Source organism: Neisseria sicca, from assembly GCF_014054945.1.
GTDB lineage: Bacteria > Pseudomonadota > Gammaproteobacteria > Burkholderiales > Neisseriaceae > Neisseria > Neisseria sicca.
Genome location: NZ_CP059566.1, coordinates 829,056 through 842,648, shown reverse-complemented (window position 1 = coordinate 842,648; position 13,593 = coordinate 829,056). Strand labels below are relative to the sequence as shown.

The following is a 13,593-nucleotide window of genomic DNA, read 5'->3' as shown; positions in this document are numbered from 1 at the left end:
GGTAGAACTGTAGAAAGAATGTTGGGAAACTTGAATCAATCCATATTATTTAACATAATATACATTATACGAATTGGGACTATCGTCCGCCTTTGTATGGCAAATTTCCTGCATTTTTAAAGTACCAATTAGATTTAGTCATTAGCCTGAAATGTTCTGATTTTATCCGCTCCCTGTCTCGCTCCCTGCATCTTCGGTATTCAAGTCCGGTAATGATTTCCATCGGGTCGCATCGCATGACTTCGGCGATGTCCAGTATCACGGCAAGAGGCAAACGCAGTCTGTCGCGTCTGTATTGAGATACTTCAGACGCTGAAACGTCCCATCTTTTTGCAAGCGCATAATCAGATCTGATGTGTAAGCGACCTTTTGCCAAGTCTAACCAGTCTTTTTGAGCAAACATAATAAAATCAAAGCCTTGTTTAATCATGTAATTTAAATACTACTATGATTAGACAAGGCTCGCTATTTGAGCATAGGCTCACTGTGTTTTTTCGTCAGTTTCAAGGTCAATGATTTCAAATTCTCCAAGTTCTCCAAGGTTTTTTCCCGTGAAGGCTTCGCACATTCTTGGATGAGAAGATATGATGTCTTCATAGCAATTATGTTCAGCTTGCATTCCGTATCCGTATCCAGCAATCCAGCTTATTAGTAAGCAAAGGGCGAAAATTAGGATTTTTAATGCCTTTTTGAACATTATTTGTCCTTTATATCTATTTCGCCGTCGTCGTTTATGAATGCCCTTTTTAAGGCTTCGTTTAGCAGCATATGCGCTAGCTCGCTGTCTCTGAGTGGCTCTCTTCCTAGTTGTATCAGTTTTTTATTTGCTGCTACAGCTAGCTGTCTGATTTTTTCTTCCTGATCGTCTTTGATTCTTAGTGCTTTCATTTTTCATATTCCTCAAATCTTTTATGCAATATAAAACAATGCTTTGTGTGTTAACAAGTAATTTGTTGTTGACTTAACGTGTTAACGCGTTAACATATTGGAAATTTGTTAACGCGTTAACGCGTTAATTTAACGTGTTGTAAAAAGGTCAAAACATGAAAAACCAACGTAGCGCAAAAGTAATACAGGAAAAGGCGGGCTGGCGGGTTGAGTGTCGTGAACATGATATTTTGCTCCATACGCTTTATTTTGATATCCGATCTGAAGTTTTAGCGTTGTCTCGCGCTGAAATGTGGGTGGCTGCGGGTGTAGCTCTGTCTGTTTCATATGGTGCGCCTAAGAAAGATTTGGGGTGTATCGATGAGTAATTTGGGGGCTTGGGATAATCCCCCCCCCTATCTAACAGGGGGGGTCGAGATTTGAAGACGACAGGAAAACAAACGGTCGAACCTTCGGAAACCGTTGTTTTAAATCAGGAATACGAAAGATACGAAACAGCCGTTATTGATTTTGACGGGAATTTGAAAGTCATACCGCTCCGTCGGGGGCTTGGAAACACTGCTTTCATCGATACCCTGAGCTTCACATTCAAGGAAAAATCGGTTGTCGGCTTCGCGCCTGAATTGCTTGCGATGGGTATTACCTCTCCGGTAACTGACTTAGATGTGATGAAAAACTGGTCTGAGATTGCTGAATGGATTTTTGGGTTTGGCATTAGCTCCCCTGCTCCCGTCGGCAAAGGTCGTTTTTATGATGAAAGATGGGAAATGTCGGTTGAAGGTGTTTTGTACGGTCAGGCATACATTGGCGGTCAGAATGGCACGATATTGATTGAATTGACTGGTAAGGGATGTACGGCTGCTAAGGATGGATGGGAACAGCGGTTATATCGTTTTTTGAACGGTCACGCATATAGTCCAAGAATCACGCGTTGCGACGTAGCAAAAGATTTTTATAGCGAAGAAATAAGCCCTGATACCGCATGGGCAGCTTATCAGAATGGCGAATTTGACAAGCGGGGTAAGCGTCCGCTGGTGACACAAATTGGATCTGATTGGCTGAATGGAACGGATAACGGCAAGACGCTCGGTGTTGGCTCTAAAAATTCTTCTTGCTATTGCCGAATTTATGATAAGGCAAAGGAACAGGGGGATACATCGGGGATGTTTTGGACGCGTTTTGAACTTCAGTTCATGGGAAAAAATTGTCTGATTCCGCTAGATATATTGCTTAATCCGGGTCAATTTTGGGGCGGTGCTTTTCCAATTTGTGAGCGTTTGCAGAATTTTGGTTCATCAAATCGTTATTTGTCGTCTGAAAAAAGAATGCAAGTGTCGATAGACAGGGTTCAGGAAGTTGCAGCAAACCAAGCTGGTCGCGCTGTGAATATGATGCTTCAGCTGGGTATGACGGCGGATGAAATTGTTGAGCGGTTAAGGCGTAAAGATGGTGCATTGCCTGAGCGTGTGAATCCTGCTTCTTATTCGGTTGAGTACGCATTGAGTGCAAGACGTCATTATATGCAGTTTATTCATGACGAATACGAAGGTTCTATCGAATTGGAGTTGATGGATGAATACGGAATGATTCTTCAGGGGTTTGATAATGATTAAAGGGGTCGAGTGCAATAGGAAGATTTATCCATGTGTTTTGGTGGATGATGAAAAGTATAGTTCTTATGCTTTAAGGCGTGTTTTGATTTGTTTATCAGTGAGCCAATTTGCTGAATTTAAAGGTGTATCTGACAAAGATAAAGATGAATTTGACTATATGGTTCATTTGGGAATTAAGCACGCACTTAATTTAAATTGTTTTGCATATCATTGTGATAAAGATGGTCGCTTGATGTGTATTTTTAGTCCAAAAGCCTAAGAAGGCAGGAAGGTAATTTGATATGAAAATGTTCGCAAAAGTACAAGGCTTAAAACGTTCTAAAGGTGTTATGAATGATACGGGTAAGGCATACGATTCTACGACGGTCTATGTCGAATTTCCGTTTGCCCGAAATAATCCCGACATGCGCGGCTCTGCTACTGAGCCGATGAAGTTTGGAACGTCGGAAAATTTTGAAAAATTTAATGGTATCCCGCTCCCTTTTGATGCGGAAATTGATATTGAAGTCGAAACAAACGGTAACCGTGTCCAAAACGTGATTGTCGATATTCAGCCGGTTCGTTCGGAAATTAAAGCTCCTGAAAAGGTACTTAAATAGTTTTTGGGCTGCCCGTTTGCCTTTGAAAACGGGGTTTTACTTACTAAAAAGGTGTTTTTCTATGAAAAATTTGAAACAAAAAATTGGCGTTGGTGCCGCTCTGGTGGGTCTGTCCGCTGCTGCTGCTGCTGACGGCATTGGCGATATCGGTACAACAATGGCAACGGAAATTGCTAAAGCTGTTCCTGTTGTAACCTCTGTAGGCATGGCTTTGCTGTCCGTCTATGTAGTGATGAAGGCTTTCCGCCTCGTTTCCAGCTTTATGGGCGGTAAATAATTAACGGGGTGCGGTATGGGGTATCGTGTAGGTTTACAGTGTTTCGAGAATATCGAAGTCGCTAACGACTTTGTTTTATCTCAAACCGCGCCCGTTATTAATGGTGAAGGGAAACTAATTTTTCCTCAAAAAATGGGAAAAGATTGGTTTATGAATGGGGAAAAGATAGTTCTTTCATTGCCTGAATGCTCTGTCGTTGATCAGATGTCGGGTGGTGCAAAAGTTGCTGTTCCCTTTATAACGATTTTTGTATTGATGTTTTGTTTTAAGTTGATTGCTAAATTTATATCAGGAATGGGGGTGCATGATGGTAGTTGATTTTCCTTTTCTGATGGGGTTTTTCGCGGTTTTATCGCTGATTTACTTGTTTAAGGGTTAATTATGAAAATGAATTTGTCGGCGGTCGTTTTATCAGCGGTCGCTTTTTTTGCGCCTGTTGCGGCGTATGCGGATGAAGTAACGGATTTAAAGCCGGGTGAAAGTGAAACAGGTTTTATAGATCCTATTTATGGCTTTGACCAAAGAACTGAGTTTTGGAATACCAAAGAGTTGGTTATTAGACATAAAGGCGTTTTGAAAAGATTGAACGTTACTAAATATTTTTGTGTACCTAAATGTTATTACAAAATCGAATATGTAGGAAATATTGAGCCTAAACAACAAATTAACTACTACGATATGAATCAGCTTTTAAGATCTAATTCATCTGGACAGAATGTCCCTGATTCTGAAGTCGAAAAAAAAGCGAAAGAAATGGGGGTCGAAAAGGAACGCTTAAAAAAGGCATTGGCCGATAAAAATGAAATGGCGCGTTTGATACGTGAAATTGAAGTAAAGCGCGCTGAACAGAAAAAAAAGGAAAAGGACGACCAAGAAAAACAAGGTAAAGGCGGTGGCGGTGGTTCGTCAGGCGGCGGTGGCGGTGGTTCGTCAGGCGGCGGTGGCGGTGGTTCGTCAGGCGGTGGCGGCGGTGGTTCGTCAGGCGGTGGCGGCGGTGGTTCGTCAGGCGGCGGCGGTGGTTCGTCAGGCGGTGGCGGCGGTTCGTCAGGCGGTGGCGGCGGTGGTTCGTCAGGCGGTGGCGGCGGTGGTTCGTCAGGCGGCGGCGGTGGTTCGTCAGGCGGTGGCGGCGGTTCGTCAGGCGGTAATGGTAGTGGTTCCAATGGTCATGGCTCTGGTTCGCCTTTGCCATCATCTCCTAAAGATGGTCCTACTGATTATTCCATGAGTTATTCTGTTTATATGCGTGAACATGGTTATGGATCTAAACGTGTTTATGTAGGTTCGGGTTATGCAGATGGAAGATGTTCAACAATTTCATCTATTGGATCTAAGGGTTTGTCTCAGATTACTGGTGGTTCATATAAGGATTTGACGAATACTGGGGGTTATTATGAATTTTTTTGTAGTTACTTAAATCCAAGTGACTCTAAGAAAACTAATTCTGAGTTGAATAATAGGGCTATTAAAGAGTCTAGGTGTTCTGAAAATTCTGTTAAACAGTTGTCAAATTCAAAGGGTAAATTTTCCGTTGTTTGTACCGAAAAGGCTAAAGATACAAATTTTGGCGGTGCGTCTGTTGGTTCTTTAGGTGGGAATTCATCAACATCATCGAATAGTTCCAATTCTTCAAGTTCATCCGGTTCGGGCGCGGGTGGTGGCGGATCAGTTGGGGGTGGCGCGTCAAGCAATAAAGGAAATGGAGCGGGTGCAACCGCCGGCGGGAATGGCGCAAACGACGGAGGTCGTGCGCCATCCGCGGGCGGTGGCACTGCGCAAAATTCATCTGATTCAAATTCGAATAAAACCGATTCGTCAAATTCCGGTCAGGGTAATTCTAAGATGGGTGGTTTGGAAGGTAATGGTAAGAAATCAGATTCTTCATCGGGTGAATCGAACGGTTCAAAAAAGGCTGATTCTGATGGAAATTCGGGTGGTAATGCTGATGGTAATGGGGATGGTTCAGGCGGTGAGCAATATGGGCTTCCTGATGTTCCTGATGTGCCTGATGGCGGTGGTGAACCTGATTGGAATGGAATTAAGTCAGATGGAAATTTTGGGACATTTTCACCCTCTTCTGCTTTTGCTATTGGCGGTCAGTGTCCTCAAGATATTTTGCTTGATTTTGGGCAGTTCGGTCGTCATTCATTCTCGTGGTCGCCTATATGTGAAGCTGCCCAAAGGTTGAGATATGTATTTATAACGCTCGCCTATTTTATGGCGGCAATGATGGTTTATAAGACGGTCAATTCAATGAGGGGTTAAAAATGCCAGCTCTTGCAGCTTTTTTAGGTGGTTTGTTTAGGGTGCTTTTTCAGTATTTGGGACGCCTGTTTTTGGCGTTTCTGCCAAGCCTGAAAAACCTATTTTTTCAGCTTCTTCTCGGGCTTGGTGTAACGCTCGTTTCATATGAAGGTCTTTCGATAGCTACTGAAGGCATCTTGAACTACGTCGCCGATAATTATTTCAGAATGCCCGCCGATTTGATTGGCTTGCTCGGATTGGCTGGCATACCTGAAGCCATGAATATTATTTTCGGCGGTTTCGCCTTTTCGTTTGGTATTTGGTCGTCTTACCGTGCTTTTAAATTTATAAAATAAGGATTAATCATGATTACTTTGATTACAGGTGTTCCGGGTTCGGGCAAAACTTTGTCTGTCGTTTCAGATTTGGCAAAAAAGGTCAAAAAAGAATGGGTGGGTCGTAAAATTTTCACGCATGGCATACCCGATCTGGTAATTCCTACTGAGAAAATTCCTGAAGGGCATACTATAAATGACATGAATGTTTGGCTTCAGTATCCTGAAAATAACGGCTCTGTCGTTATTATTGATGAAGCGCAAAATATTTTCCCGCCGCGTTCTTCGGGTTCTAAAACGCCTGAGCTTGTCGAATGGCTCCATGTTCATAGGCATTCGGGTGTAGATATTATTCTAATCACGCAAATGCCGGGTCGTATTGATAAGCAGGTTCGCGATTTGGTAGGCGCGCACTACCATATTCATAAAACGCCTTTGGGTGTGCGTATGCGTTATTTTTGGGACTATTGTGAAAACAGTCCAAAATCAGGCATGAAAAACGCCCGTCCTGAAGTCTATAAGTTCGATAAAAAAGCGTTCGGTCTTTATAAGTCTGCGGAGATACATACCAAAGTAAAAACGCCTAAGAGTCGTGTTTTATGGGTTATTCCGGTTGCCTTGATTGTATTTGGTTTCACTGCCTATATGGGTTATTCTCTTTTGTCGGGTTTGGGGTCGTCTGAAAAAGCTGATTCTGAAAATTCATCTGTATCGTCTGTTGTTGGCGTTTCGTCTGATGATTTGAAAAAAAGCGTGAAAGATAAATCTGCTATGGCAGGTCAGGAAATTGGCGGGCAGATAGCACCTAGTCAAAATAAAAATCTGACTGAAGAGATGTTAAAGCCTAAGATTGATGGTTTGGTTGAATCAAAGCCGTTGTATGATTCGATTAGACAGGTAAAGCAGCTTGAGTATCCTGTTGCGTGTATATCTGGGGGAAAATCGGGTTGCTCCTGTTATTCATCTCAAGGAACGATAATCAAAGAGATAGATAAAAAGACGTGTAATGACTATGCAAAAAACGGCATGCCGTTCAATCCATACAAGGAAAATAGTAGGGATGTTGTTCAAAATTCAAATGTTCACCCAATAAATGATGATTCCGGTCAGGTTGTCAGTCTTGGCGGCAAAAGTCCTCAAAATTTGATGTATGATGGCTATGCCGAAGCGGGTCAACAGTTTGCAGCGCGTGTCGGTGTGGTTGGTTCGAGTAATTGATTAAAATTGAATGGTGTATTTTTTCATTATTATCATCTTGTTAAATTTTGCCTGGCTAAATTTTCGTTAATATATAAGGTCGTCTGAAATTCAGACGACCTTTGTTTTTATCGAATTATGATTTTTTCGTATTGATCAGGATCTATAAATTGGCTTTCAAGTTCTATTAAATACGGATTTTCCCAATCACAGCAATCTGATTCGTCTTCGGCTTCGGGATTTATGTTTTCCCACCATATTGTGCAAGGTAGCCCGTTTACAGTTCCTTTTGCGACATATGCAATATCCTTCCAAGTTCCTGTTGCTGAGTTATTAAAATATGCTTGTTCATTTAAGATTAAATTAAGTTCCATTTTAAATTTCCTTTATTTTGGATTTTACCCATTTTGAAAAGTCCTGTATTTTTTCGGCTTTTTCCAATAGGTCTTTTTCTGTTTCGGTGTTGAAGGAAACGCGTTTTGCGATTCTCTTTGCTTCGTATTTCGTGTTTGCTTTTTTCTTTGGGTCTGGCATTTTGTCCTTCTTTTTGTGTTTTGATGTTGTTATTATATCGTAGCTACGATATAAGTCAATAAAAAAGATTATTTAATAATCAGTAACTTATAATTTTTAAGGAATTGAAATTTTGGGTGTCAAGGGGGAAGGTTTGTAAAGATTGGGCGCGCCTTTTGCCCAATCTTTATGAATACCCCCTTGATTCCCAAAAGTTCAAGAAACACGCTTGTGGTAGGTGGGCATGAAGGGTTTTTATTTCATGCCCGCCTGCCACGTGGCGAACGTCCCCGAAGGGTCGCCGAAGGCAATCTATGGGGTGTGTAATTTAATAAACTGGACAAAATAGTACATTATACGAATTGGGACTATCGTCCGCCTTTGTATGGCAAATTTCCTGCATTTTTAAAGTACCAATTAGATTTAGTCATTAGCCTGAAATGTTCTGATTTTATCCGCTCCCTGTCTCGCTCCCTGCATCTTCGGTATTCAAGTCCGGTAATGATTTCCATCGGGTCGCATCGCATGACTTCGGCGATGTCCAGTATCACGGCAAGAGGCAAACGCAGTCTGTCGCGTCTGTATTGAGATACTTCAGACGCTGAAACGTCCCATCTTTTTGCAAGCGCATAATCAGATCTGATGTGTAAGCGACCTTTTGCCAAGTCTAACCAGTCTTTTTGAGCAAACATAATAAAATCAAAGCCTTGTTTAATCATGTAATTTAAATACTACTATGATTAGACAAGGCTCGCTATTTGAGCATAGGCTCACTGTGTTTTTTCGTCAGTTTCAAGGTCAATGATTTCAAATTCTCCAAGTTCTCCAAGGTTTTTTCCCGTGAAGGCTTCGCACATTCTTGGATGAGAAGATATGATGTCTTCATAGCAATTATGTTCAGCTTGCATTCCGTATCCGTATCCAGCAATCCAGCTTATTAGTAAGCAAAGGGCGAAAATTAGGATTTTTAATGCCTTTTTGAACATTATTTGTCCTTTATATCTATTTCGCCGTCGTCGTTTATGAATGCCCTTTTTAAGGCTTCGTTTAGCAGCATATGCGCTAGCTCGCTGTCTCTGAGTGGCTCTCTTCCTAGTTGTATCAGTTTTTTATTTGCTGCTACAGCTAGCTGTCTGATTTTTTCTTCCTGATCGTCTTTGATTCTTAGTGCTTTCATTTTTCATATTCCTCAAATCTTTTATGCAATATAAAACAATGCTTTGTGTGTTAACAAGTAATTTGTTGTTGACTTAACGTGTTAACGCGTTAACATATTGGAAATTTGTTAACGCGTTAACGCGTTAATTTAACGTGTTGTAAAAAGGTCAAAACATGAAAAACCAACGTAGCGCAAAAGTAATACAGGAAAAGGCGGGCTGGCGGGTTGAGTGTCGTGAACATGATATTTTGCTCCATACGCTTTATTTTGATATCCGATCTGAAGTTTTAGCGTTGTCTCGCGCTGAAATGTGGGTGGCTGCGGGTGTAGCTCTGTCTGTTTCATATGGTGCGCCTAAGAAAGATTTGGGGTGTATCGATGAGTAATTTGGGGGCTTGGGATAATCCCCCCCCCTATCTAACAGGGGGGGTCGAGATTTGAAGACGACAGGAAAACAAACGGTCGAACCTTCGGAAACCGTTGTTTTAAATCAGGAATACGAAAGATACGAAACAGCCGTTATTGATTTTGACGGGAATTTGAAAGTCATACCGCTCCGTCGGGGGCTTGGAAACACTGCTTTCATCGATACCCTGAGCTTCACATTCAAGGAAAAATCGGTTGTCGGCTTCGCGCCTGAATTGCTTGCGATGGGTATTACCTCTCCGGTAACTGACTTAGATGTGATGAAAAACTGGTCTGAGATTGCTGAATGGATTTTTGGGTTTGGCATTAGCTCCCCTGCTCCCGTCGGCAAAGGTCGTTTTTATGATGAAAGATGGGAAATGTCGGTTGAAGGTGTTTTGTACGGTCAGGCATACATTGGCGGTCAGAATGGCACGATATTGATTGAATTGACTGGTAAGGGATGTACGGCTGCTAAGGATGGATGGGAACAGCGGTTATATCGTTTTTTGAACGGTCACGCATATAGTCCAAGAATCACGCGTTGCGACGTAGCAAAAGATTTTTATAGCGAAGAAATAAGCCCTGATACCGCATGGGCAGCTTATCAGAATGGCGAATTTGACAAGCGGGGTAAGCGTCCGCTGGTGACACAAATTGGATCTGATTGGCTGAATGGAACGGATAACGGCAAGACGCTCGGTGTTGGCTCTAAAAATTCTTCTTGCTATTGCCGAATTTATGATAAGGCAAAGGAACAGGGGGATACATCGGGGATGTTTTGGACGCGTTTTGAACTTCAGTTCATGGGAAAAAATTGTCTGATTCCGCTAGATATATTGCTTAATCCGGGTCAATTTTGGGGCGGTGCTTTTCCAATTTGTGAGCGTTTGCAGAATTTTGGTTCATCAAATCGTTATTTGTCGTCTGAAAAAAGAATGCAAGTGTCGATAGACAGGGTTCAGGAAGTTGCAGCAAACCAAGCTGGTCGCGCTGTGAATATGATGCTTCAGCTGGGTATGACGGCGGATGAAATTGTTGAGCGGTTAAGGCGTAAAGATGGTGCATTGCCTGAGCGTGTGAATCCTGCTTCTTATTCGGTTGAGTACGCATTGAGTGCAAGACGTCATTATATGCAGTTTATTCATGACGAATACGAAGGTTCTATCGAATTGGAGTTGATGGATGAATACGGAATGATTCTTCAGGGGTTTGATAATGATTAAAGGGGTCGAGTGCAATAGGAAGATTTATCCATGTGTTTTGGTGGATGATGAAAAGTATAGTTCTTATGCTTTAAGGCGTGTTTTGATTTGTTTATCAGTGAGCCAATTTGCTGAATTTAAAGGTGTATCTGACAAAGATAAAGATGAATTTGACTATATGGTTCATTTGGGAATTAAGCACGCACTTAATTTAAATTGTTTTGCATATCATTGTGATAAAGATGGTCGCTTGATGTGTATTTTTAGTCCAAAAGCCTAAGAAGGCAGGAAGGTAATTTGATATGAAAATGTTCGCAAAAGTACAAGGCTTAAAACGTTCTAAAGGTGTTATGAATGATACGGGTAAGGCATACGATTCTACGACGGTCTATGTCGAATTTCCGTTTGCCCGAAATAATCCCGACATGCGCGGCTCTGCTACTGAGCCGATGAAGTTTGGAACGTCGGAAAATTTTGAAAAATTTAATGGTATCCCGCTCCCTTTTGATGCGGAAATTGATATTGAAGTCGAAACAAACGGTAACCGTGTCCAAAACGTGATTGTCGATATTCAGCCGGTTCGTTCGGAAATTAAAGCTCCTGAAAAGGTACTTAAATAGTTTTTGGGCTGCCCGTTTGCCTTTGAAAACGGGGTTTTACTTACTAAAAAGGTGTTTTTCTATGAAAAATTTGAAACAAAAAATTGGCGTTGGTGCCGCTCTGGTGGGTCTGTCCGCTGCTGCTGCTGCTGACGGCATTGGCGATATCGGTACAACAATGGCAACGGAAATTGCTAAAGCTGTTCCTGTTGTAACCTCTGTAGGCATGGCTTTGCTGTCCGTCTATGTAGTGATGAAGGCTTTCCGCCTCGTTTCCAGCTTTATGGGCGGTAAATAATTAACGGGGTGCGGTATGGGGTATCGTGTAGGTTTACAGTGTTTCGAGAATATCGAAGTCGCTAACGACTTTGTTTTATCTCAAACCGCGCCCGTTATTAATGGTGAAGGGAAACTAATTTTTCCTCAAAAAATGGGAAAAGATTGGTTTATGAATGGGGAAAAGATAGTTCTTTCATTGCCTGAATGCTCTGTCGTTGATCAGATGTCGGGTGGTGCAAAAGTTGCTGTTCCCTTTATAACGATTTTTGTATTGATGTTTTGTTTTAAGTTGATTGCTAAATTTATATCAGGAATGGGGGTGCATGATGGTAGTTGATTTTCCTTTTCTGATGGGGTTTTTCGCGGTTTTATCGCTGATTTACTTGTTTAAGGGTTAATTATGAAAATGAATTTGTCGGCGGTCGTTTTATCAGCGGTCGCTTTTTTTGCGCCTGTTGCGGCGTATGCGGATGAAGTAACGGATTTAAAGCCGGGTGAAAGTGAAACAGGTTTTATAGATCCTATTTATGGCTTTGACCAAAGAACTGAGTTTTGGAATACCAAAGAGTTGGTTATTAGACATAAAGGCGTTTTGAAAAGATTGAACGTTACTAAATATTTTTGTGTACCTAAATGTTATTACAAAATCGAATATGTAGGAAATATTGAGCCTAAACAACAAATTAACTACTACGATATGAATCAGCTTTTAAGATCTAATTCATCTGGACAGAATGTCCCTGATTCTGAAGTCGAAAAAAAAGCGAAAGAAATGGGGGTCGAAAAGGAACGCTTAAAAAAGGCATTGGCCGATAAAAATGAAATGGCGCGTTTGATACGTGAAATTGAAGTAAAGCGCGCTGAACAGAAAAAAAAGGAAAAGGACGACCAAGAAAAACAAGGTAAAGGCGGTGGCGGTGGTTCGTCAGGCGGCGGTGGCGGTGGTTCGTCAGGCGGCGGTGGCGGTGGTTCGTCAGGCGGTGGCGGCGGTGGTTCGTCAGGCGGTGGCGGCGGTGGTTCGTCAGGCGGCGGCGGTGGTTCGTCAGGCGGTGGCGGCGGTTCGTCAGGCGGTGGCGGCGGTGGTTCGTCAGGCGGTGGCGGCGGTGGTTCGTCAGGCGGCGGCGGTGGTTCGTCAGGCGGTGGCGGCGGTTCGTCAGGCGGTAATGGTAGTGGTTCCAATGGTCATGGCTCTGGTTCGCCTTTGCCATCATCTCCTAAAGATGGTCCTACTGATTATTCCATGAGTTATTCTGTTTATATGCGTGAACATGGTTATGGATCTAAACGTGTTTATGTAGGTTCGGGTTATGCAGATGGAAGATGTTCAACAATTTCATCTATTGGATCTAAGGGTTTGTCTCAGATTACTGGTGGTTCATATAAGGATTTGACGAATACTGGGGGTTATTATGAATTTTTTTGTAGTTACTTAAATCCAAGTGACTCTAAGAAAACTAATTCTGAGTTGAATAATAGGGCTATTAAAGAGTCTAGGTGTTCTGAAAATTCTGTTAAACAGTTGTCAAATTCAAAGGGTAAATTTTCCGTTGTTTGTACCGAAAAGGCTAAAGATACAAATTTTGGCGGTGCGTCTGTTGGTTCTTTAGGTGGGAATTCATCAACATCATCGAATAGTTCCAATTCTTCAAGTTCATCCGGTTCGGGCGCGGGTGGTGGCGGATCAGTTGGGGGTGGCGCGTCAAGCAATAAAGGAAATGGAGCGGGTGCAACCGCCGGCGGGAATGGCGCAAACGACGGAGGTCGTGCGCCATCCGCGGGCGGTGGCACTGCGCAAAATTCATCTGATTCAAATTCGAATAAAACCGATTCGTCAAATTCCGGTCAGGGTAATTCTAAGATGGGTGGTTTGGAAGGTAATGGTAAGAAATCAGATTCTTCATCGGGTGAATCGAACGGTTCAAAAAAGGCTGATTCTGATGGAAATTCGGGTGGTAATGCTGATGGTAATGGGGATGGTTCAGGCGGTGAGCAATATGGGCTTCCTGATGTTCCTGATGTGCCTGATGGCGGTGGTGAACCTGATTGGAATGGAATTAAGTCAGATGGAAATTTTGGGACATTTTCACCCTCTTCTGCTTTTGCTATTGGCGGTCAGTGTCCTCAAGATATTTTGCTTGATTTTGGGCAGTTCGGTCGTCATTCATTCTCGTGGTCGCCTATATGTGAAGCTGCCCAAAGGTTGAGATATGTATTTATAACGCTCGCCTATTTTATGGCGGCAATGATGGTTTATAAGACGGTCAATTCAATGAGGGGTTAAAA

General features: G+C 42.4%; 24 protein-coding genes. 16 read left to right on the top strand and 8 right to left on the bottom strand.

All coding sequences use genetic code 11. The annotated features are described in order from the left end of the window. Positions 1-79 precede the first annotated feature (79 nt). The 3 genes from H3L95_RS04175 to H3L95_RS04165 are packed head-to-tail and all read right to left on the bottom strand — an operon-like array spanning position 80 to position 888. Positions 80-430 (bottom strand): helix-turn-helix domain-containing protein, encoded by a 351-nt coding sequence (locus tag H3L95_RS04175; RefSeq protein WP_003762049.1) that lies wholly within the window; start codon positions 428-430, stop codon positions 80-82. A gap of 51 nt (positions 431-481) precedes the next feature. Next, on the bottom strand, positions 482-697 hold the full coding sequence (locus H3L95_RS04170) for a hypothetical protein (protein WP_003762080.1): 216 nt from the start codon (positions 695-697) through the stop codon (positions 482-484). Further along, positions 697-888, bottom strand: coding sequence for a hypothetical protein (locus H3L95_RS04165; RefSeq protein ID WP_003762077.1), 192 nt, complete (start codon positions 886-888; stop codon positions 697-699). Before H3L95_RS04165 ends, H3L95_RS04170 begins: the two co-directional genes overlap by 1 nt. Positions 889-1,043: 155 nt before the next feature. Here H3L95_RS04165 and H3L95_RS04160 point away from each other — a divergent pair, with 155 nt between their 5' ends. From H3L95_RS04160 to H3L95_RS04120, 9 genes are all read left to right on the top strand, one after another. Then, a complete protein-coding gene (locus tag H3L95_RS04160) occupies positions 1,044-1,256 on the top strand; it encodes a hypothetical protein (protein WP_003762075.1) in 213 nt (70 codons plus the stop codon). A 51-nt stretch (positions 1,257-1,307) separates the two neighbouring features. Continuing rightward, positions 1,308-2,501: a replication initiation factor domain-containing protein gene (locus tag H3L95_RS04155; protein ID WP_003762073.1), complete on the top strand. Its 1,194-nt coding sequence runs from the start codon at positions 1,308-1,310 to the stop codon at positions 2,499-2,501. 40 nt (positions 2,502-2,541) lie between these two features. Next, positions 2,542-2,760 carry a hypothetical protein gene (locus H3L95_RS04150; RefSeq protein ID WP_182096212.1) on the top strand — a complete coding sequence of 73 codons (219 nt, stop codon included), beginning with the start codon at positions 2,542-2,544 and terminating at the stop codon, positions 2,758-2,760. 22 nt (positions 2,761-2,782) lie between these two features. After that, entirely contained in the window at positions 2,783-3,100 is a 318-nt protein-coding gene (locus H3L95_RS04145) for a hypothetical protein (RefSeq protein WP_003762070.1), read from the top strand. A gap of 61 nt (positions 3,101-3,161) precedes the next feature. After that, entirely contained in the window at positions 3,162-3,377 is a 216-nt protein-coding gene (locus H3L95_RS04140; RefSeq protein ID WP_003762068.1) for a major capsid protein, read from the top strand. Positions 3,378-3,392: 15 nt separating this feature from the next. Beyond that, on the top strand, positions 3,393-3,695 hold the full coding sequence (locus H3L95_RS04135; protein WP_003762066.1) for a hypothetical protein: 303 nt from the start codon (positions 3,393-3,395) through the stop codon (positions 3,693-3,695). 63 nt (positions 3,696-3,758) lie between these two features. Next, positions 3,759-5,639 carry a virulence factor TspB C-terminal domain-related protein gene (locus tag H3L95_RS14035; protein ID WP_182096211.1) on the top strand — a complete coding sequence of 627 codons (1,881 nt, stop codon included), beginning with the start codon at positions 3,759-3,761 and terminating at the stop codon, positions 5,637-5,639. A 2-nt stretch (positions 5,640-5,641) separates the two neighbouring features. Next, the gene (locus H3L95_RS04125) at positions 5,642-5,974 is read left to right on the top strand and encodes a DUF2523 family protein (RefSeq protein WP_003762059.1); all 333 of its coding nucleotides are present in this window, start codon (positions 5,642-5,644) and stop codon (positions 5,972-5,974) included. A 9-nt stretch (positions 5,975-5,983) separates the two neighbouring features. Then, positions 5,984-7,171: a zonular occludens toxin domain-containing protein gene (locus H3L95_RS04120; protein ID WP_003762058.1), complete on the top strand. Its 1,188-nt coding sequence runs from the start codon at positions 5,984-5,986 to the stop codon at positions 7,169-7,171. Between the two features lie 107 nt (positions 7,172-7,278). Here the strand turns inward: H3L95_RS04120 and H3L95_RS04115 are convergent, their stop codons facing one another. The 5 genes from H3L95_RS04115 to H3L95_RS04095 form a co-directional block, all read right to left on the bottom strand. Continuing rightward, entirely contained in the window at positions 7,279-7,524 is a 246-nt protein-coding gene (locus tag H3L95_RS04115) for a hypothetical protein (protein WP_003762056.1), read from the bottom strand. A 1-nt stretch (position 7,525) separates the two neighbouring features. After that, positions 7,526-7,684 (bottom strand): hypothetical protein, encoded by a 159-nt coding sequence (locus H3L95_RS04110; RefSeq protein WP_164907894.1) that lies wholly within the window; start codon positions 7,682-7,684, stop codon positions 7,526-7,528. Positions 7,685-8,031: 347 nt separating this feature from the next. Continuing rightward, positions 8,032-8,382 carry a helix-turn-helix domain-containing protein gene (locus H3L95_RS04105; protein WP_003762049.1) on the bottom strand — a complete coding sequence of 117 codons (351 nt, stop codon included), beginning with the start codon at positions 8,380-8,382 and terminating at the stop codon, positions 8,032-8,034. 51 nt (positions 8,383-8,433) lie between these two features. Continuing rightward, complete coding sequence (locus H3L95_RS04100) at positions 8,434-8,649, bottom strand: hypothetical protein (RefSeq protein ID WP_003762080.1); 216 nt, start codon at positions 8,647-8,649, stop codon at positions 8,434-8,436. Further along, positions 8,649-8,840 (bottom strand): hypothetical protein, encoded by a 192-nt coding sequence (locus H3L95_RS04095; RefSeq protein WP_003762077.1) that lies wholly within the window; start codon positions 8,838-8,840, stop codon positions 8,649-8,651. Before H3L95_RS04095 ends, H3L95_RS04100 begins: the two co-directional genes overlap by 1 nt. Positions 8,841-8,995: 155 nt before the next feature. On the opposite strand from H3L95_RS04095, the gene H3L95_RS04090 reads away from it, so the two are divergent. From H3L95_RS04090 to H3L95_RS14030, 7 genes are all read left to right on the top strand, one after another. Beyond that, the gene (locus tag H3L95_RS04090) at positions 8,996-9,208 is read left to right on the top strand and encodes a hypothetical protein (protein ID WP_003762075.1); all 213 of its coding nucleotides are present in this window, start codon (positions 8,996-8,998) and stop codon (positions 9,206-9,208) included. A gap of 51 nt (positions 9,209-9,259) precedes the next feature. Further along, positions 9,260-10,453, top strand: a complete 1,194-nt coding sequence (locus H3L95_RS04085) for a replication initiation factor domain-containing protein (protein WP_003762073.1) — start codon at positions 9,260-9,262, stop codon at positions 10,451-10,453. Between the two features lie 40 nt (positions 10,454-10,493). Further along, positions 10,494-10,712, top strand: coding sequence for a hypothetical protein (locus H3L95_RS04080; RefSeq protein WP_182096212.1), 219 nt, complete (start codon positions 10,494-10,496; stop codon positions 10,710-10,712). 22 nt (positions 10,713-10,734) lie between these two features. Further along, the gene (locus H3L95_RS04075) at positions 10,735-11,052 is read left to right on the top strand and encodes a hypothetical protein (RefSeq protein WP_003762070.1); all 318 of its coding nucleotides are present in this window, start codon (positions 10,735-10,737) and stop codon (positions 11,050-11,052) included. Between the two features lie 61 nt (positions 11,053-11,113). Continuing rightward, complete coding sequence (locus tag H3L95_RS04070; RefSeq protein ID WP_003762068.1) at positions 11,114-11,329, top strand: major capsid protein; 216 nt, start codon at positions 11,114-11,116, stop codon at positions 11,327-11,329. A 15-nt stretch (positions 11,330-11,344) separates the two neighbouring features. Further along, the gene (locus H3L95_RS04065; protein WP_003762066.1) at positions 11,345-11,647 is read left to right on the top strand and encodes a hypothetical protein; all 303 of its coding nucleotides are present in this window, start codon (positions 11,345-11,347) and stop codon (positions 11,645-11,647) included. Positions 11,648-11,710: 63 nt separating this feature from the next. Continuing rightward, entirely contained in the window at positions 11,711-13,591 is a 1,881-nt protein-coding gene (locus H3L95_RS14030) for a virulence factor TspB C-terminal domain-related protein (RefSeq protein ID WP_182096211.1), read from the top strand. Positions 13,592-13,593: the final 2 nt, after the last annotated feature.